We start from the raw sequence: 22,289 nt of genomic DNA on the forward strand, positions 1-22,289 counted from the left end.
CCCCGGACGAGCGGCGGGCGGCGGCAGGTCATGACGTGGCTCCCGGGGTGCGGACGGGCGGGGCGCCGGGGAGAGGCGTGGTGACGGCAGGCGCGGCGACGAGAGGCGTCGTGACGAGAGGCGCGGCTTCGTGGGCGGCGAGGAAGGCGGAGACGGCCGCGGGCCAGCCGTACCGCTCGGCCTGGCGGCGGGCGGCGGCGCGGCGGGCGGTCTCGGCCCGGGAGAGGAGGAGTTGGACCGCGTCGGCGAAGGCGGGTCCGTCGCCGGCCCCGGCGCCGGCCGGGCCGATGAGGGCGGGGAGCGCGGAGTGCGCGCTGGCGACGACGGGCGTGCCGCAGGCGAGGGCCTCCAGAGCGGAGAGTCCGAAGGTCTCGGCGGGGCCGGGGGCGAGGACGATGTCGGCGCAGGCCTGGAGGGCGGCGAGCCGGTCGCGGTCGGCCACATGGCCGAGGAACGTGACCGGGAGTCCGGCGGCGCGGGCCCGCGCCTCCAGGCGGCCGCGCAGCGGGCCCTCCCCGGCCACGACGAGGGCCGCGCCGACTCCGCGCCGGAGGAGTTCCGCGAGGGCCTCCAGGGCGCGGCCCGGCCGCTTCTCGGCCGACAGCCGCGAGCACATCACGAGCAGCACCGCGGCGCCGCCCGCGTACCGCGCCCGCAGGGCACCGTCACGGAGCGATGGGCGGAACCGGTCGAGGTCGACGCCGAGCGGGGCCCGTACGACATTGCGCGCCCCGAGTCGTTCGAACTCCGCGGCCGCCCACCCGGTCGTGCACACGACCCGCGAGTAGGAATGCGCGGTACGGCGGTTGAGCCGGTCGGCTGCGGCTCGGGCGGCGCCCGGCGGCATCCCCCAGGTGCGGAGTACGGCGTCGGCGCTCTCGTGGGAGACCATGACGGCCGGGACCCGGTTCCTGCGGGCCCACTCCCCCGTCCAGCGCAGCGTCGTGCGGTCCGAGACCTCCAGCCGGTCCGGGGCGAGCGCGTCGAGCAGCGCCTCGACCGGTCGCCGGTGGGCGAGGACGTGGTAGCCGCCGGTGCCGGGGACCCGAGTGCCGGGAAGGGTGATGACCTTCCCCTGGGTGGTGGATTCCGCACGGATCGCCGGGTGTTCCGGGGACGCCGCCCCCGGCATGACGAGGACCGGCTCGTGACCGGCCGCGAGATAGCCCTCGCCCAGGTGCTGCAGTGCGGTGCGCAGCCCTCCGGAGACGGGGGTGATGAAGTTCGCGAGGCGGACGATCCGCAGCGGCCGGCTCATGCCGCGACCGCCGTACGGGCGGTGAACACCTGCGCGTAGTGGTCCAGCAACTGGTCGCCGACCGCCTCCCAGGTGCGCGTGGCGACGTCCGCCCGTCCGGCCGCCCCGTACCGCGCGCGCAGCGCCGGGGAGCGCTGCAGGAGCTCCACGGCGTCGCGCATCGCGTCGGCGTCATGGGGCGGCACCAGCAGGCCGGTGCGCCCGTGGGCGACGAGGTCGAGCGGGCCGCCGGCCGCGGGGGCGATCACCGGCACGCCGCTGGCCATCGCCTCCTGGACGGTCTGGCAGAACGTCTCGAAGGGTCCGGTGTGGGCGAAGACGTCGAACGAGGCGAAGATCCGGGCCAGCTCGTCGCCGGTCCTGGAGCCGAGGAAGGTCGCGCCCGGCAGGGCCGCCCGCAGCCCGGGGGCGCTCGGACCGTCGCCGACGACGACCACCCGGACGCCGGGCAGCCCGCAGACCCCCGCGAGCAGGCCGACCTGCTTCTCCGGGGCGAGCCGGCCCACGTAGCCGACGATCAGCTCGCTGCGCGGGGCGAGCGTGCGGCGCAGCGCGGTGTCGCGGTTCTCGGGCCGGAACCGCACCGGGTCGACCCCGCGCGGCCAGAGGTGCACCCGCGGGACGCCCTGCCGCTCCAGCTCCTGCACCGAGGCGGTGGACGGCGCGAGGGTGCGGGCGGCTGCCGCGTGCACGGCTCGGATGCGGCGCCAGGCGGCGGCCTCGCCGACGGGGAGGTAGGAGCGGGCGTAGCCGGCCAGATCGGTCTGGTAGACGGCGACCGCCGGTACCCGCAGCCGCTCGGCGGCCGCCATGCCGCGCACGCCGAGGACGAACGGGCTGGCGAGATGGACGATGTCGGCGCGGTGCGCGGCGATGGCCGCGGCCGTCCGGCGGCCCGGAAGGGCCACCCGCACCTGGGGGTAGCGGGGCAGCGGCAGGGAGGGGACGCGGATGACGGGGCAGGGGTCGTCGCCGGGCAGTACGTCGTTCGGCCCGGCCGGTGCGACGACCAGCGGCTCGTGCCCGCGCCTGGCCAGGTGCTCTGCGGTGCGGAGCGCGCAGTGCGCCACTCCGTTGAGGTCGGGTGGGAAGGACTCGGTGACGATCGCAACTCGCATACCAACGTTGTCGCCATGCCGAGCGTTGACAGGACCACGTCGATCTATACCGCCGTGGAACGCGTGATGACCCTTCGGGCGGCCGGAGCCCCCGCTCCGGTCCCGGGAAACGTCCGACGGCCCCCGCCGAGGGGGCGGGGGCCGTCGCAGCAGCGTCCTAGCGGGCCGGTTCTCCCGAGCTGAGGCGGCCCCGCACAGCGGTCTGGACCTCGGCCTCCTCGGCCGGATCGGCGGCCATCCGGCGCAGCTGGGCCAGTACCCGCACGTCGCCGGTGGCGGCCTGGTGCGCGGCGAGTTCGCGCGTCGTCTCCTCGCAGTCCCACAGGCACTCCACCGCGAAGCCGGCGGCGAAGCCGGGGTCGGTGGCGGCCAGGGCCTGGGCGGCGCAGCCGCGCAGCTGCGAGGAGGAGGTCTCGCGGTAGACGTGGCGCAGCACGGGTGCCGAGCGGCCGATGGCGAGCCGGCCGGCGCCTTCGACGAGGACGGCGAGGCCCTCGGCGTCGGCGCCGTCGCTCCGGACGAGTCTGCGCAGTCCGGCCAGCACCCGGCCGGTGTCCTCGTCGCCACCGCGGCAGGCCAGCATGCGGGCGGCGGAGATGCCGAGCGCGTCCTCGCGCTCCGACCAGGAGCGGGCGCGGTCCATCGCGTCGCCGCTGCGCATCCGCTCGAACGATTCGAGGGCGGCCCGTACGACGAGGTCCACGGGACTGGCGGCGGCGGCTTCGATCAGGTCGAGGGCCTGCGGATCCTGCCGGTCCGCGAGGTGGCGCAGGGCGGCGGCACGGGCGGCGGCGGGGCCGTCCTGGGCGGCGGCCACGAGCTCGGGACGGTCCTCGGGGCCGGCGACGGCGGCGAGGCAGCGGGCCGCGGGTTGGTCACGGTGGGCGGCCGGGTACTGGCTGAGGCCTTCCTCGGCCCATTCGAGTACGGCGCGCACGCTCCAGCCGGGGGTCGGGCCCGTCGGGCGCAGCTGGCGTTGCCAGCGGTCGAAGGAGACCTCTTCCAGTGCCTTGCGGACCCGGGCGGCGGTCGCGGGGTGCCGGGAGTCCTCGGCCCACAACTGCCACGGCCTGGGTTCGTACGCCTCGCGCACGGCCGCGGCCAGCTCGGCGTCGCCCTCGGCGGTCTCCGGGAAGCGGGCGAGCAGGGCGGGCCCGAGGCCGCGCAGTCCCTGCTCGTCGTCACGGACTGCCAGCTCGTCCAGGGCCCACTCCCAGTTGCCGCCGGTGGCCGCGTAGCGCCGGAGCAGGCGCAGGGCGTCGCCGCGTCCGTAGCCGGCGAGGTGGCCGAGGACGGACAGCGCGAGACCGCAGCGGTGCTCGTCGGGGGCCAGGAGGTCGTCCGGATGGAAGAGGTGCTGTTCGATCCCGTCGAGCCCGGCTTCCAGTTCGGAGTACAGCCGCGCGTAATAGAGGGAGCGCGATTCCACCCGCCAGTCGAGGCGGGGGTCACGCAGGACGCACTGCTCCAGAGCGGCGAGGGCATCTGCCCGCTGCGCCGCCAGGGCATGCAGGGTCCCGTCTCCGCGTCCTCGCTGGAGGAGGCCGAGAAGGGTTCCACTGGGCGCTATGTCTGGGTCGAACATGAGGTCAGCATCCGGTGCGGGGGGTTCCAAGGCAACGGGATTTCCGCTGCGGGTGCCCGGCATCCTTACCGGCCACCGGGCGTTTCAAGCCTGGCGGAGGGTGGGAATGTGTGGGGCCGGGGCGGGCCGCAGCCTACCGAGGTTTCGCGGCCCGTGTCGCTCCGGGCCTCCGGGGGCACCGGAAGGCTTATGGCATATGCCATAAGCACCACCGGATCGGGTATTGCAGAAACCCTTACGGGCCCTCACGCCGTGTGCCACAGTCGTTACCGGCCCTTCCGTCCGCCTTGGCCGCTCAGCACCGGTATCCGGTATCGGAGCCACTCCTTCGGAGAGCGTCATGCCGTCCCACCTGCACGCGGATCGCTCCGCCGCACAGTCGACAGACCCCGGTGCGGTGGACGCGCTCATTTCCCAGGCCCGCCGGCTGCGCAGCGAGGTCGACGCGGTACGCCGCGACGCCGCCGCCCCGGACGGTGAGGACCCTCAGGTCCGCTGGGAGCGCGCGCTCTGCGATCTCGCGGTGCACCAGCTCGACGATCTGGGCGCGCATCTGGGACAGCTCCGCGAGGGTTTAGCGGACGACGGCAGCACCTCGGAACCGTTCGTCCCGAGCGACTTCGCCGGCTCGTATCTCCCGTCCGCCGCCATGCCGGACCGTGTCCCGGATCACGCCCCCGGACGGGCCGGCAGCGCCGAATGGGATCTGCTGACGGACGAGGCCGAGTGGTCCGACGAGCTCTACCGGATCTTCGGCCGTGACCCGGACGACGGCCCGCTGACGCTGGACGAGCTCCCGTCCTGGCTCTTCGAGGAGGACCAGCAGGCGCTCACCTCGATGGTGACCGGCTGCCTGGTCGACGGCAGACCCATCGACGGCGAGTTCCGCATCGTGCGCTCCGACGGCTCCACCCGGACGCTGCACATGGTGGGCGAGCCAGTGCTCGACGCTGACGGCGGCACCGCCTCGATGTGGGCCGTACTGCGGGACGTCAGCGAACTGCGCCGCAGCCAGCTGACGCTGAGAGAGACCCGTGACTCTCTCCAGCGCCAGCGGCAGCTCGCGCGGTCCGAGCACCGGCTGGCGGTTGAACTGCAGGAAGCCGTGCTCCCGCCGTGGCGCGGCTCCCTGCGGTTCCCGCAGGGCGGCGGGCCCACCACCATGGACCTCGCCGCCCACTACCTCCCTTCCGGTACCAGCGCGCTGATCGGCGGCGACTGGTACGACGCACTGCAACTTCCCGACGGCGCGACGCTGCTGACCGTGGGCGATCTCACCGGACACGGTGTGAGCGCCACCTCCGGCATGGCGATGATGCTCGGCGCCCTGCGCGGTATGGCGGTCGCCGGGCTGGAGCCCGGACCGTTGCTGGGCAGGCTGAACCACCTGCTGGACACCTCGGCCCAGCCCACCCTCGGCAGCGCGCTGTGCTGCCGCTACAACCCCGCCGACCGGACCCTGTCCTGGGCCCAGGCCGGCCACCCCGCCCCCCTGCTCTTCCGCGACGGGACCGGGCGCGCCCTGGACCCGCCCGAGGGCGTGCTCCTCGGGGCGACCTCCGATGCGCGGTACACCCAGGCCGCCGAGCCCCTCAACTCCGGCGACCTGCTGGTACTGCACACCGACGGTCTGGTACCCCGCCGGACGTCGTTCCCGGCCGCGACGGAGCCGACCGACGGCGCACGAAGGTTGCTCGCGATGGCGCCGCTGTTCACCCGGGCCCGCACCGCACAGGACTGCGTACGGCTGGTGGTCGAGGAGTTCGGTGCCCCCGAGCGCGAGGACGATGCCTGCGTGCTCGTCGCGAGAATCGGTTAGACCCGGTCGACATCGACATGGTCTGATCTGACGGTTGGACGGTGGACCTGACGGTGGGACCTGACTGACCTGGTGCGATCCCAAGGATCGCCGGTCAGACCTGCCGGGTGCTCCTGTTCTTCGGAAGCGGAGGCAGCGCGGTCTCGATCTCCGACCGCAGTTCCCGGATCGTCGTGTAGTCCGCGTACCGCGCGGTGAGCCGGTACATCTCCCGCAGCCGGTCCCATGTCCGGTGCGAGGACGTACTGCCGATCGTCAGCAGTGCCATCCGGGCGTAACGGTCGGCCTGCTCCGGGTCGTTGGCGATGAAGCAGGCCGAGGCGAGCGAGATGTAGTCGAAGATCTTCGACCGGTCCCGGCCCGACACCCGCAGCTCCAGCGCGTGCTTGGCGTGCATCTGCGCCTGGGCCGCGGCGGACGGGTCGTGCTCGGCCAGCGTGCGGTACGCCAGCGCCTGCATACCGTGCAGGTCCGCCTCGTCGAACATCTGCATCCAACTCGGTGGCGGCACATCGCCCTTGTCCGAGACGAACAGATCCTCGGCCTCCCCCAGAGTCCGCCGCATCGCCTGGCCGCGCCCCATGGACGCCTGGGCCCACGCCTCGATCGTGTGCAGCATGGCGCGGGTGCGGGGCAGGGCCTGCTCCCCCGATCCCGACTTCGCCAGCTTCATCAGATCGAGCGCGTCGTCCGGCCGGCCGATGTGGACCATCTGCCGGGCCGCACGGGACAGTGCCTCGCCGGCCCGCGGCCGGTCCCCTCCCTCCCGCGCCGCGTGCGCGGCGATCACGAAGTACTTCTGCGCCGTGGGCTCCAGGCCCACGTCATGGGACATCCATCCGGCGAGCACGGCCAGATTGGCCGCCACGCCCCAGAGCCTGCGCTGCAGATGGTCCTGGTGCCGGTAGGCGAGCATGCCGCCCACCTCGTTGAGCTGGCCGACCACAGCCTTGCGTTGCAGCCCGCCGCCGCGGGCCGCGTCCCAGGCACGGAACACCTCGACCGAGCGCTCGAGAGCCTCGATCTCCTGGGAACCCACCGGAGCCGCCTCGTACCGGTCGTACGCTGCGGGTTCGGCGTGGAGTGGATTGTCGATGACCGGTGCATCGGCCACCAGGGCCGGGTCGGTGTGCAACCAGTCGTACATTGCGCTGCTGAGTGCTGAGCCAGCGGTGAGCGCGGCGCCCGCGCCCACCAGACCGCGTCGGTTGAGCATGAGGTCCATTCCCGTGAATTCGGTGAGGACCGCGGCTGTTCGTTCCGGTGGCCACGGCAGACCGTCTCCGGTCTGCTTCTTCCCCGCGTGCCGGTGCCGGTCGAACCCGAGATCCTCGATGGTCACGACACGGCCGAGCCGCTCGGTGAACAGAGCTGCCAGCACCTTCGGAACGGGTTCGCGCGGCGACTCACCGGTCTCGATCCAGCGGCGCACCCGCGAGGTGTCGGTCGCCAGCTGCGGATGGCCCATGGCCGCCGCCTGCCGGTTGACCAACCGTGCGAGTTCGCCCTTGGACCAGCCGGTAAGGCCGAACAGGTCCGCAAGTCGGGTGTTGGCTTCTTTGCTCACGTCAAGCCCCCAGGTTCCTCGGCACGGTTGACATTAATCGCCTGACAAAGGCCCCGCGAGTATTCGCCACGCTTCGCCAGGGTGCGCCAGATGGTCTGCCACCCGCGCCAGGGTGTGATGTAGGAACGCGCCACCCCGGCCCGGCACTAGCCGGCTCCCGGAAGGTCGTTCGAGTCCTCTGCGAGCTGCACTGAACTGCTCTCGTGGAGGGGACGAACCGCCCCCGGGAGGAGCGTGCGGCGCGTGGACGTAACCCGGACCACCGGCTTGAACCCGCATTCCCCAGGGTGCGGGTCCGGACGCCGACACCGGTTCCGTACCGTCCACGCGCCGGCCGGGCCACCGACCGGCCACCGCGTGGCGACACCGCCCCGCGGGCACCGCCGGACGCAGTACCGCACCACTGTCATGAGCTCGCAGGCACACGAAGGGATCTGTTTCCCCCTCATGTATTCAGCATCGTCCTCCGTGTCCGCTCCGCCCCGGTTGTCGCACCCCGCTGGTACGGACTCCTCCATGCGCTCCCGTCCGCCGCTCACCGCCGCTCGGCGGGGTCTCCCGACGGGCACCTCCCATCCGCTCAGCGGGAGACTCGACTTGACCGGCCCCCAGGGCGCTCAACTGCGGACGGCCATCGCCGCGGTCCAGCGGATTTGCCCCGAGTTCAATCCTGTTCAGATGCTGCGCCGCAGCGGGCGCACCGCACTGCTCGTCGGGACGTCGGGACGCAGTCCCGCGGTCGCCAAGTGTCTGCTGGACCAGTCCCCAGCGTGGGTCGAGCGGTTCCAGCACGAAATAGCGGCTTACCGGGCGTTCGTCCGCCACCGGCCACCGGCCCGGGTCCCGCGGTTGATCGCCGCGGATCCGGAGAGCTGCGTGCTGGTACTGGAGCGAATGCCCGGACGCGTCGTGTCGGTGCAGCGGCATCCGGTGGAGACACCGCCCCGGTCCGATGTCCGCGCTGCCATCAGTGCGTTCAGCCGGGTCAACCTGTGGCGGCCGCCGGCCGGGGTGTTCGACGCGCCGATCGACTACCCGGCACGGATCTCGCGCTACCACGAGCTGGGGCTGCTCACCGACCGGGACATGGGCGACCTGCAGAAACTGCTGCACGGACTGGCCCATGTACAGGGGCAGTTCTGCCACGGAGACGCCCTGCTCTCCAACGTGCTGCTGTCCCCGGCCGGCCCGGTGCTGGTCGACTGGGAGCACGCCGGCTGGTACCTGCCGGGATACGACCTCGCGGTGCTGTGGTCGGTACTCGGTGACGACCCGGTGGCGCGCCGCCAGATCAGCCAACTCGCCCAGAACCAGGGTCCCGCCACCCGGGACGCCTTCCTGGTCAACCTCATGCTCGTGCTCACCCGCGAGATCCGTACCTACGAGACCGCCGTGCAGCGCACCATGCGCAGTGCGGCGCCGCCCGCGCAGACCGTGGCCGGTGCGGGCGAGGAGCAGCGGCTGCTGCTGCGCCGGCTGCACGACGACTGCGGTCTGGCCCGGCGGGCGGTGCGTGCCGCCGTCGGCACGCGCTGAGCTCCGCGCGGACCGTCCTGCCCCCGAATGGCGGGGGTTTTCACCACTCGCCGGTACCCGCGTCATCGGTCCAGACCACTGACGCGGGGCAGGCCAGCACGCCCGTGCCGGGGAAACTCCCGGCACGGGCTTTTGACGTGCGCAAACAGTGCCCGATTGGGGCCTGTTGACGGATCGTCCGGGAGCCGATACCTCTGTGGAGCCGTTCGCCCCAGCACCGCTTCAAGGAGGCCGCATTGCGAGAGTCCGCCGCTCGACCAGCGAGACACCGACGGAGCACACTGCGTACGGTGACCGCTGCGGCCGCCGCCGCGGCGCTGTTGCCCGTGCTCTCCACGGCCACATCCGCGAACGCCGCCCAGCCCGCCACCTCGTCGCTGCAGCAGGCGTTCAGCGACGCGGCCCAGCGCTACCAGGTGCCGGCGAGCGTCCTGCTCGGCGTGTCCTACATGGAGTCGCGCTGGGACACCCATCAGGGGCTGCCCAGCGTCACCGCGGGATACGGCCCGATGCACCTCACGGACGCCCGTACGGCGCTCACCGACTTCCCCCAGAAGGGGGACGGCGGTGACGACTCGCGCGGTGACGACTCCCGGCCGCTGATCGGCACCGGGCAGGCCGTGCCCGCCGCCGACCTGTCGAAGCTGCCCGCCACGCTCACCACGCTGGGCCGTGCCGCGGGACTGACCGGCCTGCCGGCCCGGGATCTGCGCGCGGACCCGGCGGCCAATGTCGCCGGTGGCGCGGCGCTGATCGCCGACGCCCAGAAGTCCCTGGGGCAGCCGCTGAGCTCCGATCCCGCCGACTGGTACGGCGCCGTCGCGCGCTTCTCCGGCGCCGACGACTCGGCCACCGCGACCGCCTTCGCGGACGATGTCTACGACGTGCTGCGGCAGGGCCAGTCCCGCACCACCGACGCAGGACAGAACGTCTCCCTGGCCGCCGCTCCGGGGATCACCCCGGCCACCGCGCAGGTGGGGGCGCTCGGCCTGAAGCACGTCAACGACAGCGAGACGGAGTGCCCGCGCGGGGTGGGCTGCGAGTGGCTGCCCGCGCCCTACCAGGAGACGGCTCCCGGGGATTACGGCAACCACGATCTCGCCGATCGGCCCACCAGCCAGAAGATCGACACGATCGTCATCCATGACACCGAGGGCAGCTGGGACACCGCCCTGAAGCTGGTGCAGGACCCGACGTATCTGGCCTGGCACTACACGGTCCGCTCGGCGGACGGCCACATCGACCAGCACCTGAAGACCAAGGACGTCGGCTGGCACGCGGGCAACTGGTACACCAACGCCAAGTCGATCGGCATCGAGCACGAGGGCTTCCTGATCGACCCGGGCACCTGGTATACGGAGTCGATGTACCGGACGTCCGCGCGGCTGGTCGCGTACCTGGCGAAGAAGTACGACATCCCGCTCAACCGCCAGCACATCCTGGGCCACGACAACGTGCCGGGACCGACGGGCGCGTACATCGGCGGGATGCACACCGACCCCGGCCCGTACTGGGACTGGGCGCACTACTTCCAGCTGATGGGCGCTCCGCTGCACGCCACGGCGGGTCCCGGCGGCGGCCTGGTCACCATCCGCCCGGAGTACGACACGAACCAGCCGCTGTACACCGGCTGCGTCAAGGCGGGCGACACCTGCCCGGCGCGCGGCTCGGAGGCGGTGCGGCTGCACACGGCGCCGAGCGAGGACGCGCCGCTGGTGAAGGACATCGGCCTGCACCCGACGGGTGACTCCACCACCGGCGTCAACGATGTCGGCGCGCGGGCCTCGACCGGCCAGCAGTACGCGGTCGCCGAGCGCCAGGGCGACTGGACGGCCGTGTGGTACCTCGGTCAGAAGGCCTGGTTCCACAACCCCCGGTCGCTGCCGACAGCCGTCAACGCCTGGGGCTGGACCGTCACCCCGAAGGCGGGACTGGCCGACATCCCGGTCTACGGGCGCGCCTATCCCGAGGCCGCGGCGTTCCCCGCGGGCGTTCCGGTGCAGGCGACCGTGCCGATGCCCTACAAGCTCCTGGCGGGCCAGAAGTACGCGATCGGCAACCGGGTCCAGGGCGAGTACTACTACTCGACGACCTTCGACACCGCCTCGCACCAGGTCGTGCGCGGCAAGCAGGTCTACTACGAGATCCAGTTCGGCCACCGGATCGAGTACGTCAAGGCCGAGGACGTCACCGTCCTGCCGTCCCAGGTGGGCGCTCCGCGCTGAGCCGTGGACACGGGTCCGATGACCGTGTGAGCTGACAGGGGCGCCGCCGGATCTACCGGCGGCGCCCCTGTCGCGTGCGGTGTGGGGATCGTCAGCCCTGCTGGAACATCTCCGCCGGGAGCGGCTTCAGCAGCTGGTACAGGTCGTCGGTGATGGGGCGGTCCCAGGTGGCGATGGTGACCTGGACGCCGTCGCTACGGTCGAACTGCGCGCAGGCGATCCGTGCTTCCGAGACCTTTATCCGCCGGACGATGAGCAGTCCGTCGCCGTGCATCGCGGGGGTGTCCTCGGTGCTGACCACTTCGACCGGCTCCTCGTTGCCGAGGGCCACCATCAGCTGGGCCACCTCGAAGGGCACCTGGCCGTCCTCCAGCTCACGCGCCGGGGAGCCCTCGGGGAGGTTGCCGATCAGCATGGCGGGACCGCGTCCGCCGAAGAGGTCGTAGCGCAGGAAGATGCCCTGGCAACTGCCGTCGGGACCGGGCAGCAGCCCGGCGCCGAGAATGCCCGGCCAGTCCCCCGGGTCCATGGCCAGGACATCGAAGTCCGGCCCGGTGGGCGTGGCTGCGGTGCGGCGGCGGAGGAACGACATACGGCCATCGTACGTGGCCCGCGGTCCTCCGCGCGGCGCCGGGGGCCGTGGCCGCCGGACCTCCCGGCGCCCCACGGTCATTCCTCCCCCGCAGCTGCCCCGGGCCGGCCGCGGGACGGGTGCGACGGGTACGCCCCCGGCAGCCCGCCGGGGTCGGTGCCGAGCTTGCGGTAGACGGCGGAGAGCAGCCGGCCGACGGTGATCTCGTCGGTGGACAGCGCCAGCGCGATGACCGCCGGTGTCTCGCCGGCGGCAGCGCGGGACGCCGCCGCCCGTTCCGGCTCGGTGAGGGTGGCGGTCCCGTCGGCCGGCAGCCGCAGGGGCCGCAGCCCCGCCGCCGTGAGCTCCCCGCGAGCCCGCGAGGCCAGCTCGTCGGCGCCGCACTGCAGCGCTCCCTCCAGGCCCCGGTAGAGCTGCTCGGCGGCCTCCGCCGGGCGGCCGGCCCGGCGCAGCGCCGTCCCGTGGGCGACCAGCGAGCAGGCCAGCTGGTGGCCGGCCGGGGAGCGTTCCAACCAGTCGACGGACTCCTCCAGGAGCTTCATCCGCTCCGCTCCCCTGGACACCTCTGCGGCGACCCGCAGCGTGTGCCCGATCGTGGAGGCGGCGCCGAACTGCCGGGCGCGGGCGACGGCCTCCATGGCCGTGGCGTGGGCCCGGTCCGGGTCGGCGGCCGCCTCGGCGAGCGCGAGGTTCGGCTGCCAGGGGCACCAGGCGGGGTTGCGCATGCCGCGCCGGTTCAGCCGGCGCCCCACGGCGGCCAGTTCCACGGCGGCCTCTGCCGCCATGCCGCGGGCGAGCAGCAGCTCGCCATGGACGCTCTGCGCGTCGGGGAAGGTGACGGCGGACGGGAACGGGGCGTGGAAGTCGTGGTCCGCGGCCAGTTCCGTCGCCTCGGCCACCCGGCCGCGGGCGAGCAGCACTTCGATCAGGACCGCGACGGAGTACCACTGGACGGGTGTGCCGCGGCCGACGCGCTCGGCGAGCCGGAGTCCGGCGCGGGCGAAGTCCTCGGCCTCGGCGAGCCGGCCGCGCCGGAAGCGGACGTAGCCGAGCAGCAGATAGCCGAACGACAGATGCGCGCCGCGCCACCCCTGGCGTTCGAACTCGGCGATCCCGTCGGCGAACAGTTCCTCCGCCCGGCCGGGCCGGTCCGCGTACATGTGGACCAGGGCGACCAGGACCGGGACCTCGAAGCCCCAGTCCACCTCGGCCCAGTGCAGACCGCCGTCCAGGGCCCGGCCGGCGTGGCGCAGCGCGGTGCCGGACGGCTCACCGCGCAGGACCGCGTCCCAGGCGCGCAGCCCGATGATGTACCGCTCGGTGAGGTCGCGGCCGGTCAGCCGGTCGGCGAGCCGCGCCAGCCGGCGGGAGCGGGCCGGCGAGTCGGGCTCGTCGGCCCGGAAGGCGTCCCACATGAACTGCTCGGCCTGCATGCGCAGCCGGGTGCGGGGGTCGGTGGCGATACGGGCCGCGTGGCCGACGGTGTCCGCGGCCTCGTCGAGCCGGTCGCTGTGGGCGAGTGCCTGGGAGAGGTGGAAGAGGATCCCCTCGCGCAGGGCGGGGTCGCCGGCCGGTTCCTCCAGCGCGGCCCGCAGGTGGTTCACGGTGGTGGCGGGTTCGAGCAGCAGGGAGGCGCAGCCCAGTTCGTACAGGACGGCGGCGCGCTCGCCGTCGGACGGGGGTTCGCGCAGGGCCCGGCCGAGGTAGGTGCGGGCGGCCTCGGGGGCGCCCGCGCGCAGCGTCTCGCGGGCGGCGGCCCGCAGCTGGCCGACGACCCAGGAGTCGCCCTCGGGGTGGGTCTCCAGCAGATGGCGGGCGGCGGCCGACGGGCCGAGGCCGGCGTCGACCACCGACCAGGCCGCCCGGCCGTGCAGCGCGACCCGTGCCGCGTCGGGGATCGCCCGGTAGACGGCGGTGGCGATCAGCGGGTGGACGAATTCCAGGGTCGCGCCGCCGGTCAGCACCCGGGCGCCGCGCAGCCGCTCCGCGGCCTCTGCGGCATCACCCTCGGCGAGGCCCGCGATGCTCGCGGCCAGTGCCGGGGAGATCTCGGTCCCCAGTACCGCGGCGGCCCAGGCCAGCCGGACGGTGGAGGCGCCCAGCCGTTCCAGCCGGGTGGTCAGGCCGCTGCCCTTCACGGCGGCCGCCAGTTCGGGCAGCAGGTGCGCGCCGGTCCGGTCGGGGCGCAGGCCCCGCTCGCGGACCTTGGCCGCCAGCTCGACGGCCTCGAAGGGGTTGCCCGACGTGAGGGACCAGCACTCGCGGCAGAACGCGTCGTCCGCGTGCTCGCCGACCGACGCGCGCACGAGGTCGGCGGTAGCGGCGGCGGTGAGCGGCTCCAGGTCCAGCGCCCGATGGCCGGCGCTGCCGGGCAGCCGGCGGAACGACTCCGCGTGCTCCGGCAGTTCCTCGGGCCGGTAGGCGACGACGATCAGCATGGACAGGTCCTCGGCGCGCGGCGCGAACGCGGCGAGCCAGCCCAGGGATTCGGGATCGGCCCAGTGCGCGTCGTCCAGGACGAGTACCACCGGGGCACGCCGCTGGGCGAGGTGGGTGACCACCCAGTCCAGGCCGTCGCGCAGGCCCTGCGGGTCGGGGGCCGCGCCGTCGGCCGCGGCGCACAGGCCCAGCGCCGGGCCGACGATGCCGTACCAACTGCCGAGCGAGGAGCGCAGTTCGCTCTCGCCGGATCCGGCGAGCTGCGGTTGCAGGAGCTGTCGGGCCACGTGGAAGGCCACCCGCTGCTCCTGGTCGCCGCCGCGGGCGGACAGTACGGTGCAGCCCTGGGCGGCCGCGCGCCGGCGCGCCTCGGCCAGGAGCGTGGTCTTGCCGAGTCCGGCGGGGCCGGCGAAGGCCAGCAGGCCGCCGCGTGACCGGTCACGGCTCTCCGCCCCGTCCGCGCGCAATCCGGTGAGCTGCCGTAACGCCTCGTCCACAGCGACGAGTTCAGCTTCGCGTTCGAGCAGGGGGCGCCCTGGAAGGGCCCTGTGCTCCGGCATCGCGCACCCCCTGGTACCACCGCGTACGCCGGGCGCCCGATGCGCTCGGAGCAAGCGCGTCCGATGCCTCCTCAGCGTACGCCCGCCGTACGGTCCGGGACCCTGTCCCGGACCGCCGCGGACCTACCTGCCCGGTCTCTAGCTCATCACCCCAGCGCAGAGTGCTGGAACCCGTTGTCCGATGTCTGTTCGAGGGCCTTGGCCAGCCCGGCGTGATCGGTGCCGACCTTGCGGTAGACGGCGGACAGCATGCGCGTCACCTCGCGTTCCGCGGTGCCCAGTTCCTCGGCGACGTCGGCGGCGGACCGGCCGCCCGCGACCCGTTCCGCCACCGTCCGCTCCGGACCGGTGAGCGTGTCGGTCCCGGTGGCGCGCAGCTGCAGCGGACGCATGCCCGCCGCCGCGAGCTCGTCCCGGGCCCGGCTGGCGAGGGCGTCCGAATTGCAGTGCAGCGCGCCCTCCAGACCGGCGTGCAACCGGTCGGCCGCGTCCTGCGGCAGTCCGGCCCGGCGCAGTGCGGCACCGTACGCGACCTGCGCGCGGGCCAGTTCGTACGCCGAGGGTGAGCGTTCGAGATGGCTGACGGCCTCGGCCAACAGGCGCAGGCCGTCGGCACCACCGGCCACGTCGGCGGCCGCGTGCAGCGCCTGGCCGATCGCCGACGCGGTGCCGAACTGGCGCGCCCGCTGAACGGCCTCGCGGATGGTCTCCGCGGCCCGTTCGGGTTCCACGAGGGCCACCGCCTGGGCGAGGTGCAGCTGCCACGGGCACCAGCCCGGGTTGCGCATTCCGCGCGCCTCCAGCCGCTGGCCGACCGCCGTGAGGTGGCGTTCGGCGTCGCCCCGCATGCCCTGGGCCAGCAGCAGTTCACTGAAGACCGTCTGGGAGTCGGGGTAGACCACCGCGTTCGGGATCACCTCGCCGTAGTTGTACGTGGCGGCGAGCTCCTGTGCCTCGTGGGTGCGGCCGCGGGCGAGCAGGATCTCGATGAGGATGCCGATCGCGAACCACTGCGCGGGCACTCCTGGTCCCACCCGGTCGGCGATGCCCAGCCCGGCGTGCACGAGATCCTCCGCCTCGGCGAGACGCCCGCGCCGGTAGCGGATGTACCCGAGGAGCGTGAAGCCGAACGACAGGTGCGCGCCGCGCCAGCCCTTGCGTTCCAGCTCCGCGATGCCCTTGGTGAACAGGTCCTCGGCACGGCCCGGCTGGTCGCAGTACATGAAGGTCAACGCGACGAGGACCGGTACCTCGAAGCCCCAGTTCTCGTCGGTCCAGCTGAGGCCGTCGCCGAGCGCCTCCTCGGCGTAGCGGACCGCGACGGCCGCCGGTTCGCCGCGCACCATCGCGTCCCAGGCGCGCAGCCCCAGGATGTAGCGCTCGGCCTGTCCGCGGCCGGTGAGATGGTCCGCCAGCCGGCTCAGCCGCCGGGAGCGGGCGGGCGAGTCCTGCTCGTCGGCCCGGAAGGCGTTCCACATGAACTGCTCGGCCTGCATGCGCAGCCGGGTACGGGTGTTGGTGGCCCGGTGGGCCTCCGCCTCGACGGTGCGGGCGGCCTCCGCCATCCGGCCGGTGTGCCCGAGTGCCTGGGCGAGCCGGTAGGTGATGGCCTCGCGCAGATCCGGTTCGAGCTCCGGCTCGTCCAGCGCGGCCCGCAGGTGGTTGACGGTGTTCGCGGGCTCGCTGAGGAGCGAGGAGCAGCCGAGTTCGAAGAGCACGGCGGCGCGCTCGCCGTAGGGCGGAGGTTCGCGCAGGGCGCGGGCGAGGCAGCGCTGGGCCGTCTCGGGCGCTCCGGCCCGCAGGTACTCGCGGGCGGCGTCGCGCAACTGCTGCACGACCCACTCGTCGCCTTCGGGATGCAGCTCCAGCAGGTGCCGGGCGGCGTTCGCCGCGCCCAGCCCCGCTTCGGTCACCGCCGACGCGGCCTCGCCGTGCATCCCGACACGCAGCGCGCTGGGGATCGCCCGGTAGACAGCGGTGGCGATCAGCGGATGGACGAACTCCAACGTGGAGTTGTCGGAGGAACCGACCGTGAGGATACGGGCGGCCCGCAGCCGTTCGAAGGCGTCGGCCGCCTCCTCGCGGCCGAGCGCGGCGACACCCGCGGCCAGCGGCGGTGCGATCGAGGTGCCGAGGACGGCGGCGGCCCAGGCGAAGCGGACCGCGGACGGGCCCAGCCGTTCGATGCGCTCGATGAGACCGCTGCCCTTGACGGCGGAGGCCAGTTCGCGCAGTTCGGCGATGTCCTCGCGCTGGCCCTTGAGTTCGCGGTCGCAGATCTTCGCCGTGAGCTCGGTGACCTCGAACGGGTTGCCGCCGGTGACCGCCCACGCCTCGCGGCAGAACGCCTCCTCGGCGCTCTCCCCCACCGCGTCGCGCACTATGCGCCGGACGGCGCCCGGGGTGAGCGCCACCAGGTCGAAGGGCCGGGAGCCGTGCCGGCCGGCGAGTTTGCGGAACGCCACGGCGTCGGCGGGCAGTTCGTCGGGACGGTACGCGACGACCACCAGCATCGGCAGTTCCTCGGCCCGCGGGGCGAAGGCGGTCAGCCATGCCAGGGACTCCGCGTCGGCCCAGTGCGCGTCGTCCAGGACCAGGACGACGGGCGCCTGCTGCACGGCGAAGCGCGTCAGCACCCAGTCCAGACCGTCGCGCACGCCGGTGGGATCGGGGGCGCCGTCGCCCTGCGAGGCCACCAGCCCGACCGCCGGGGCGACGATGTCGTACCAGCCGCCCAGTATCCGGCGGTGTTCGTCCTCGGCGGTGGCCGCGAGGACCGGCTGGACGAGCTGGCGGACGACGTGGAACGCCATCCCCTGCTCCTGCTCGCCACCGCGCGCGGACAGCACGGTGCAACCACGCGCCGCCGCCCGCCTGCGGACCTCGGCGAGCAGCGCGGTCTTGCCGAGGCCAGCGGGACCCGCGAAGGCGATCAGGCCACCGTGCTTCGTGCCGGACCGAGTCCCGCAGAGATCGTTCAAAGCCCCGTCGAGCGCGACGAGTTCGGACTCCCGTTCGAGAACCAAGCGATTCACTCGTCCCAATTGTTCTACCGCGTCTGGCATGTCCGTTCCCGTTCTCGTGCCTGTTCGGCAGGTAGCGCCGAGCGTACGCCCGTCGGGACGCTCTGTAGTGCCCGCTGGTGATATCCGCGTCGGCCGAACGGGTAGATGGCAAACGCCAGTTCACTTTCCTCACGGTCCGGGGAGCTCCGGACCGCCCGTGACGCAACCCGAGGTGGGCACCTTGACGGACATCACAGCCCCCAGCGGCCCCATCCAGCGCGACATCCTCGCGGAACGCACCACCCTGCTGAGCATTCCCTTCCCCGGGCGGTCGAGCCCGCACACCGACCGAGCCCGCCGGCACACCCTCAAGTGGCTGCGCGACCTGGCGATTCTCCGGTTCGACCGCGACTTCCAGGAGTACGACGCCCTGCGGCTCGAGCGCCTCATGGCGTTCTTCTACCCCCGTGCGACCACATCCGACCTCGACCTCGCCGCCGATTTCAACGCCTGGTTCTTCATCTTCGACGACCAGTTCGACGGCCCTTTGGGGCGTCGGCCGGACGACGTGGAGCGCGAGGTCGACACGTTGGTGTCGATCCTCTACGAACCACCCTCCCCCGTCCCCGGGACTCCCAACCCGTCGGGCAACCCGCTCGCGGACGGTTTCCGCGACATATGGGTCCGCTCGGCGGCCGGCACCCCGACGGTGTGGCAGCACCGCTTCCGCGACCACTGGCGCGACTATCTGCGGGCCTACCACTGGGAGGCCCTCAACCGGACGCGGCGGCCCGACATGACCCTCGACGCCTTCCTGCGGGGCCGCCGGGACTCCATCGGCGTCCAGCCGTGCCTGGACTTCGCCGAGCGGTGCGGCGGCTACACCCTGCCGGACATGCTGCATTCCGGGCCGCTGGCCGAGATGCGGGAGATCACCGGTGATGTGGTGATCTTCGTGAACGACATCATGTCGGTGGACAAGGAATTGGCCGCCGGAGACGTCAACAACAGCGTGATCCTGCTGCTCAACACCTCGGACCACACGCTGGAGGAGGCGGTGGCACTGATCGCGCGGGCCGCCAACGCGCGAGTGAATCGGTTCCAGGCACTCGCGGCGCGGCTTCCCTCGGTGCTCGAGGAGTACGACGCCGAGCCCGAACTGCGGGCGCAGGTGGAGGACTACGTGCACGCCATGCGCTATGTGATGCGCGGCAATCTCGACTGGTCCCTGGAGACCGCCCGCTACCGCGCGTCGGGGGTCGCCGCGGTGAGCGGCGGCAGGCAGCGACCGTGGTCGGACCTCTTCGACCTGGACGACTCCCGCGGCGGCCTCGACCGGGCCGAACCGTGAAGGGAGGGGAGGCAGCGAAAGGGCCGGGGCCGCACCGAAGTGCGGCCCCGGCCCTTTTCCGTGCCCCTGGGGCTGTTCCTCGTCAGGCCGGGTACGTGCGGCCCGCGAAGCGGCGCTCGAAGCCGTCGCCGGTGTTCGCGGTGACGGTGTAGTCGTAGCCGCCGTCGGCCGCCGTGGTGAGCGCGACCTGCTGGGAGCCACCCGCCGCGACGGTCACTGTGCTTCCGCCCGAGCCGTCGCCCGCCGCGTTGCCGCCCACGGTGAAGACCACCGCCGCACCACCGCCGTTGGTCAGTGTCAGCGCCAGGTTCCGCGGGGTCGCGCGGGCGATGGCCACGGCCGCCTCGGGATGGCCCTTGGCCGCGTTCGACCAGGTGCGCACATCACCCTTGAAGCCGCGCAGATAGCCGTCGGGGCCGTGCGCGTCGATGTCGTACAGGCCGCCGCCGTAGGTCTGGGCGCTGAAGTAGTCCTGCACGCTGCCGCCGACCGGCACGGTGTAGCGCCAGTTGTCGTACGTGCGGTAGTTGACGGTGTACATCGCGAACCCGGCGCCCAGTGTGCCGGTGTTGACCACCTTGATCCAGATGCGGCCGGTGCCGGTATCGGTCCACGACATGGTGTCGAAGCCGTAGCCGATCGGGCGGGCCGGGCGGGTGCCCGCCTCCTGGACCGGTGCCACCTGCGCCGACGGCGGGGCGGCGTCGGGCAGCGAGTTCTGGGCGTCGCAGGCGGCGACCAGTGCGGCGGTGTCGGGAAGCGAGGGGAACGTGGTGTCCTTCGTGGTGAAGTCGAAGGCGCTCATCAGGTCGCCGCAGACGGTGCGGCGCCAGGCGGAGATGTTGGTCTCCTTCACCCCGGTCCAGTTCTCCAGGAACCGCAGCGGCGAGGTGTGGTCGGCGACCTCGGAGTTGACGTACCCGCCGCGGCTCCAGGGCGAGATCACGATCATCGGAACGCGCGGGCCGAGACCGATGGGCACGCCGCCGATGAACTCGTCAGCGGTCCCGGACGGCGCGACGGGCGGCGCGACGTGGTCGAAGAAGCCGTCGTTCTCGTCGAAGTTCAGGAAGACCACGGTCTTGGCCCAGACGGCCGGGTTCGCAGCGAGCGACTCCAGGACGTACTTGGAGGTGTAGTTGGCGCCGTACGTGGGCGGGTAGTCCGGATGCTCGCTCTGGTTGGCGGGGGCCACGACCCAGCTGACGGCGGGCAGCGTGCCGTTCCTGACGTCCTGGTTGAACGCGTCGGCGCTGCGCCGCTGCATCCCGTTGACGTAGAGCGGTGACGTGGTGGGGGCGTTCTTGAAGTTCTTGAACCAGGCGAGCGGGTTGTCGTCGTAGTTGTCCTGCTGCTGGTAGACCCGCCAGGAGATGCCGGCCGACTGCAGGCGCTCGGCGTAGGTGGTCCAGGAGTACCCCTTCTCGGAGTTGTCCGTGACCGGCCCGCCGTTCTTGCCCGCCGGGTCGACGGTGGCGGTCCACTGATACAGCCGGTTGGGGTTGGTCGGCCCCTGCACGGAACAGAAGTACTGGTCGCAGAGGGTGAACGACTCGGCCAGCGCGAACTGGAAGGGGATGTCGGAGCGCTGGTAGTACCCCATCGACCAGGCGCTCTTGGCCGGCACCCAGTTGTTGTACTTGCCGCTGTTCCAGGCGCTGTGGGTGCCCGACCAGCCGTGGTCGAGGTCCCGCACCCGCTGCGCGTCCGTCGTCGCGGTGTTCAGGTGCCAGGGCAGGACCAGGCTGCCGCCGGACGGTCCGTTCGCGGTCTGGCGCAGCACGTCCTGGCCGTTGGGGAAGCGCAGCCGCGACCGGTCGCCGTAGCCGCGGACGCCCTTGAGCGTGCCGAAGTAGTGATCGAACGAACGGTTCTCCTGCATGAAGATCACCACGTGCTCGACATCGTCGAGCGTGCCTGCCGCCGAGGTGGCGGCCATGGCCTGCTGGATGGACGCGGGCAGTGTTCCGAACGCGGCGGCGGCGCCGGAGCCGGCGGCCGCTCCCAGGAATCCACGGCGGGACAGTGGCGTCACAGCATCTCCTCGGTCAGGGGGCACAGGTGCGGGTCGCGCCGAATTGAACGGGGGGAACGCGACGGGCGCGCCAATACGCGCGGAGACTGCCATGGCCGGTTGACACACACAAGATGACGGGCGGCCCAAGCAGCGGCAAAGCCGCCCGGCGCCCGGTTACCCGCCACCGGGACCACTGGAACCGGCCACCCCGAGAGGCGGGCCTAATGCTATATTCACGGCGATGCATTAGCCGTTGCGCCCGGCAGGAGTTCCGGCAGGGGGACGGCAGAGCGTCAAGAACCGCAATCACACCCGGTTGAACTGCCGCCGTTGCGACGGCGGCCGGCACAAGGAGCTGTTGTGGCCGTGAACCGTCCCGACCCCGTACCGGCGATCCTCGACAGCCAGACGCGGCTGCGCGCGCTGCTCGGCGGTCTCACCCACGCCGAGGTCCGCGCCCCGAGCGCGCTGCCCGGCTGGACCCGCGGACATCTGCTCAGCCATGTCGAAGGGGTCGGACTCGCCCTGGCCCGGCAGGCGCGCTACGCCCTCGAGGACGAGCTGATCGATCCCTACGACGGCGGGCGGCCCGCCCGTGACGCCGCGATCGAGGCCGGACACGGCCGCTCGGCCGCCGAACTGCGCGCGGCCGTCACCGCGGCCCTCGACGAGGCCGAGCAGGCGTGGACGGCCGTAGGTCCGCAGGATCTGGAGCGGCCGGTGCGCTACCGCGACGCGACGCTGTCGGCTGCCGCGCACGCCTGGTGGCGGGAGTTGGAGATCCACACGGCGGACGCCGCACTCGGCTACCGGCCGGCGCAGTGGTCACGGCCGTTCTGCGCGCACGTGCTGGACTTCCTCGCGCCGCGCGTGCCGGACGGGGTGCGGCTGACGCTCGCGGCTTCGGACGGCCCGGAGTCGCCCGTCCTCGGAGACGGCGAGCCGGTCACCGTGAGCGGCGCGCTCACCGACCTCACCGCCTGGCTGGCGGGGCGCGATCCGCAGGGGCCGCTGGACAGCGGAGCCGCGCCGCTGCCCGAACTCGGTCCGTGGCCGTAGCCACAGCAGTGTCACCGCCGCAAGCGGCCCGGCCGCGGGGGGGGGGGGGGGGGGGCCCCCCCCCGGGGGGGGGGGGGCCCGGCGCCCCCCCCCCCCCGGTGTGGGAAACGCCCGCACCCGCGCCCCGTAACAAGGCGCGCCCCAAGGGCGGCGGGGAT

General features: G+C 73.0%; 13 protein-coding genes. 5 read left to right on the forward strand and 8 right to left on the reverse strand.

The features are described 5' to 3' along the window. Nucleotides 1–28: 28 nt before the first annotated feature. The 3 genes from AC07DC_RS40170 to AC07DC_RS40180 all read right to left on the reverse strand — a co-directional run bounded on the left by AC07DC_RS40170 (nucleotide 29) and on the right by AC07DC_RS40180 (nucleotide 3,961). The gene (locus AC07DC_RS40170; protein ID WP_478919843.1) at nucleotides 29–1,258 is read right to left on the reverse strand and encodes a glycosyltransferase; all 1,230 of its coding nucleotides are present in this window, start codon (nucleotides 1,256–1,258) and stop codon (nucleotides 29–31) included. Then, the gene (locus tag AC07DC_RS40175) at nucleotides 1,255–2,376 is read right to left on the reverse strand and encodes a glycosyltransferase family 4 protein (RefSeq protein WP_478919844.1); all 1,122 of its coding nucleotides are present in this window, start codon (nucleotides 2,374–2,376) and stop codon (nucleotides 1,255–1,257) included. Before AC07DC_RS40175 ends, AC07DC_RS40170 begins: the two co-directional genes overlap by 4 nt. Before the next feature lie 157 nt (nucleotides 2,377–2,533). Next, entirely contained in the window at nucleotides 2,534–3,961 is a 1,428-nt protein-coding gene (locus tag AC07DC_RS40180) for a HEAT repeat domain-containing protein (RefSeq protein WP_478919845.1), read from the reverse strand. A 340-nt stretch (nucleotides 3,962–4,301) separates the two neighbouring features. On the opposite strand from AC07DC_RS40180, the gene AC07DC_RS40185 reads away from it, so the two are divergent. Then, complete coding sequence (locus AC07DC_RS40185) at nucleotides 4,302–5,780, forward strand: PP2C family protein-serine/threonine phosphatase (protein WP_478919846.1); 1,479 nt, start codon at nucleotides 4,302–4,304, stop codon at nucleotides 5,778–5,780. 94 nt (nucleotides 5,781–5,874) lie between these two features. On the opposite strand, the gene AC07DC_RS40190 is transcribed toward AC07DC_RS40185, so the two are convergent. Further along, a complete protein-coding gene (locus tag AC07DC_RS40190; RefSeq protein WP_478919847.1) occupies nucleotides 5,875–7,347 on the reverse strand; it encodes a DNA-binding protein NsdB in 1,473 nt (490 codons plus the stop codon). Between the two features lie 447 nt (nucleotides 7,348–7,794). Between AC07DC_RS40190 and AC07DC_RS40195 the strand changes: the two genes are divergently transcribed. Beyond that, complete coding sequence (locus tag AC07DC_RS40195; protein WP_478919848.1) at nucleotides 7,795–8,883, forward strand: aminoglycoside phosphotransferase family protein; 1,089 nt, start codon at nucleotides 7,795–7,797, stop codon at nucleotides 8,881–8,883. Nucleotides 8,884–9,119: 236 nt separating this feature from the next. Next, on the forward strand, nucleotides 9,120–11,108 hold the full coding sequence (locus AC07DC_RS40200) for an N-acetylmuramoyl-L-alanine amidase (RefSeq protein ID WP_478919849.1): 1,989 nt from the start codon (nucleotides 9,120–9,122) through the stop codon (nucleotides 11,106–11,108). Between the two features lie 91 nt (nucleotides 11,109–11,199). On the opposite strand, the gene AC07DC_RS40205 is transcribed toward AC07DC_RS40200, so the two are convergent. From AC07DC_RS40205 to AC07DC_RS40215, 3 genes are all read right to left on the reverse strand, one after another. Beyond that, a complete protein-coding gene (locus AC07DC_RS40205) occupies nucleotides 11,200–11,700 on the reverse strand; it encodes a hypothetical protein (RefSeq protein WP_138353938.1) in 501 nt (166 codons plus the stop codon). 77 nt (nucleotides 11,701–11,777) lie between these two features. After that, complete coding sequence (locus tag AC07DC_RS40210; protein WP_478919850.1) at nucleotides 11,778–14,699, reverse strand: ATP-binding protein; 2,922 nt, start codon at nucleotides 14,697–14,699, stop codon at nucleotides 11,778–11,780. Nucleotides 14,700–14,845: 146 nt separating this feature from the next. Beyond that, nucleotides 14,846–17,764 (reverse strand): ATP-binding protein, encoded by a 2,919-nt coding sequence (locus tag AC07DC_RS40215; protein ID WP_478919852.1) that lies wholly within the window; start codon nucleotides 17,762–17,764, stop codon nucleotides 14,846–14,848. 181 nt (nucleotides 17,765–17,945) lie between these two features. Here AC07DC_RS40215 and AC07DC_RS40220 point away from each other — a divergent pair, with 181 nt between their 5' ends. Further along, nucleotides 17,946–19,055 (forward strand): isoafricanol synthase, encoded by a 1,110-nt coding sequence (locus AC07DC_RS40220; RefSeq protein WP_478919854.1) that lies wholly within the window; start codon nucleotides 17,946–17,948, stop codon nucleotides 19,053–19,055. A gap of 82 nt (nucleotides 19,056–19,137) precedes the next feature. Here AC07DC_RS40220 and AC07DC_RS40225 read toward each other — a convergent pair whose 3' ends face one another. After that, entirely contained in the window at nucleotides 19,138–21,090 is a 1,953-nt protein-coding gene (locus AC07DC_RS40225) for a phosphocholine-specific phospholipase C (RefSeq protein WP_478919855.1), read from the reverse strand. Between the two features lie 348 nt (nucleotides 21,091–21,438). Between AC07DC_RS40225 and AC07DC_RS40230 the strand changes: the two genes are divergently transcribed. Then, nucleotides 21,439–22,131 carry a maleylpyruvate isomerase family mycothiol-dependent enzyme gene (locus AC07DC_RS40230; protein ID WP_478919856.1) on the forward strand — a complete coding sequence of 231 codons (693 nt, stop codon included), beginning with the start codon at nucleotides 21,439–21,441 and terminating at the stop codon, nucleotides 22,129–22,131. Nucleotides 22,132–22,289: the final 158 nt, after the last annotated feature.

The organism is Streptomyces sp. NPDC045021 (genome assembly GCF_056432645.1).

Bases quoted from the DNA above. Each gene is read 5' to 3' on its own strand.
- AC07DC_RS40170 (WP_478919843.1), bottom strand. From the start codon at position 1,258: ATGAGCCGGCCGCTGCGGATCGTCCGCCTCGCGAACTTCATCACCCCC.
- AC07DC_RS40185 (WP_478919846.1), top strand. From the start codon at position 4,302: ATGCCGTCCCACCTGCACGCGGATCGCTCCGCCGCACAGTCGACAGAC.
- AC07DC_RS40180 (WP_478919845.1), bottom strand. From the start codon at position 3,961: ATGTTCGACCCAGACATAGCGCCCAGTGGAACCCTTCTCGGCCTCCTC.
- AC07DC_RS40215 (WP_478919852.1), bottom strand. From the start codon at position 17,764: ATGCCAGACGCGGTAGAACAATTGGGACGAGTGAATCGCTTGGTTCTC.
- AC07DC_RS40205 (WP_138353938.1), bottom strand. From the start codon at position 11,700: ATGTCGTTCCTCCGCCGCCGCACCGCAGCCACGCCCACCGGGCCGGAC.
- AC07DC_RS40195 (WP_478919848.1), top strand. From the start codon at position 7,795: ATGTATTCAGCATCGTCCTCCGTGTCCGCTCCGCCCCGGTTGTCGCAC.
- AC07DC_RS40210 (WP_478919850.1), bottom strand. From the start codon at position 14,699: ATGCCGGAGCACAGGGCCCTTCCAGGGCGCCCCCTGCTCGAACGCGAA.
- AC07DC_RS40175 (WP_478919844.1), bottom strand. From the start codon at position 2,376: ATGCGAGTTGCGATCGTCACCGAGTCCTTCCCACCCGACCTCAACGGA.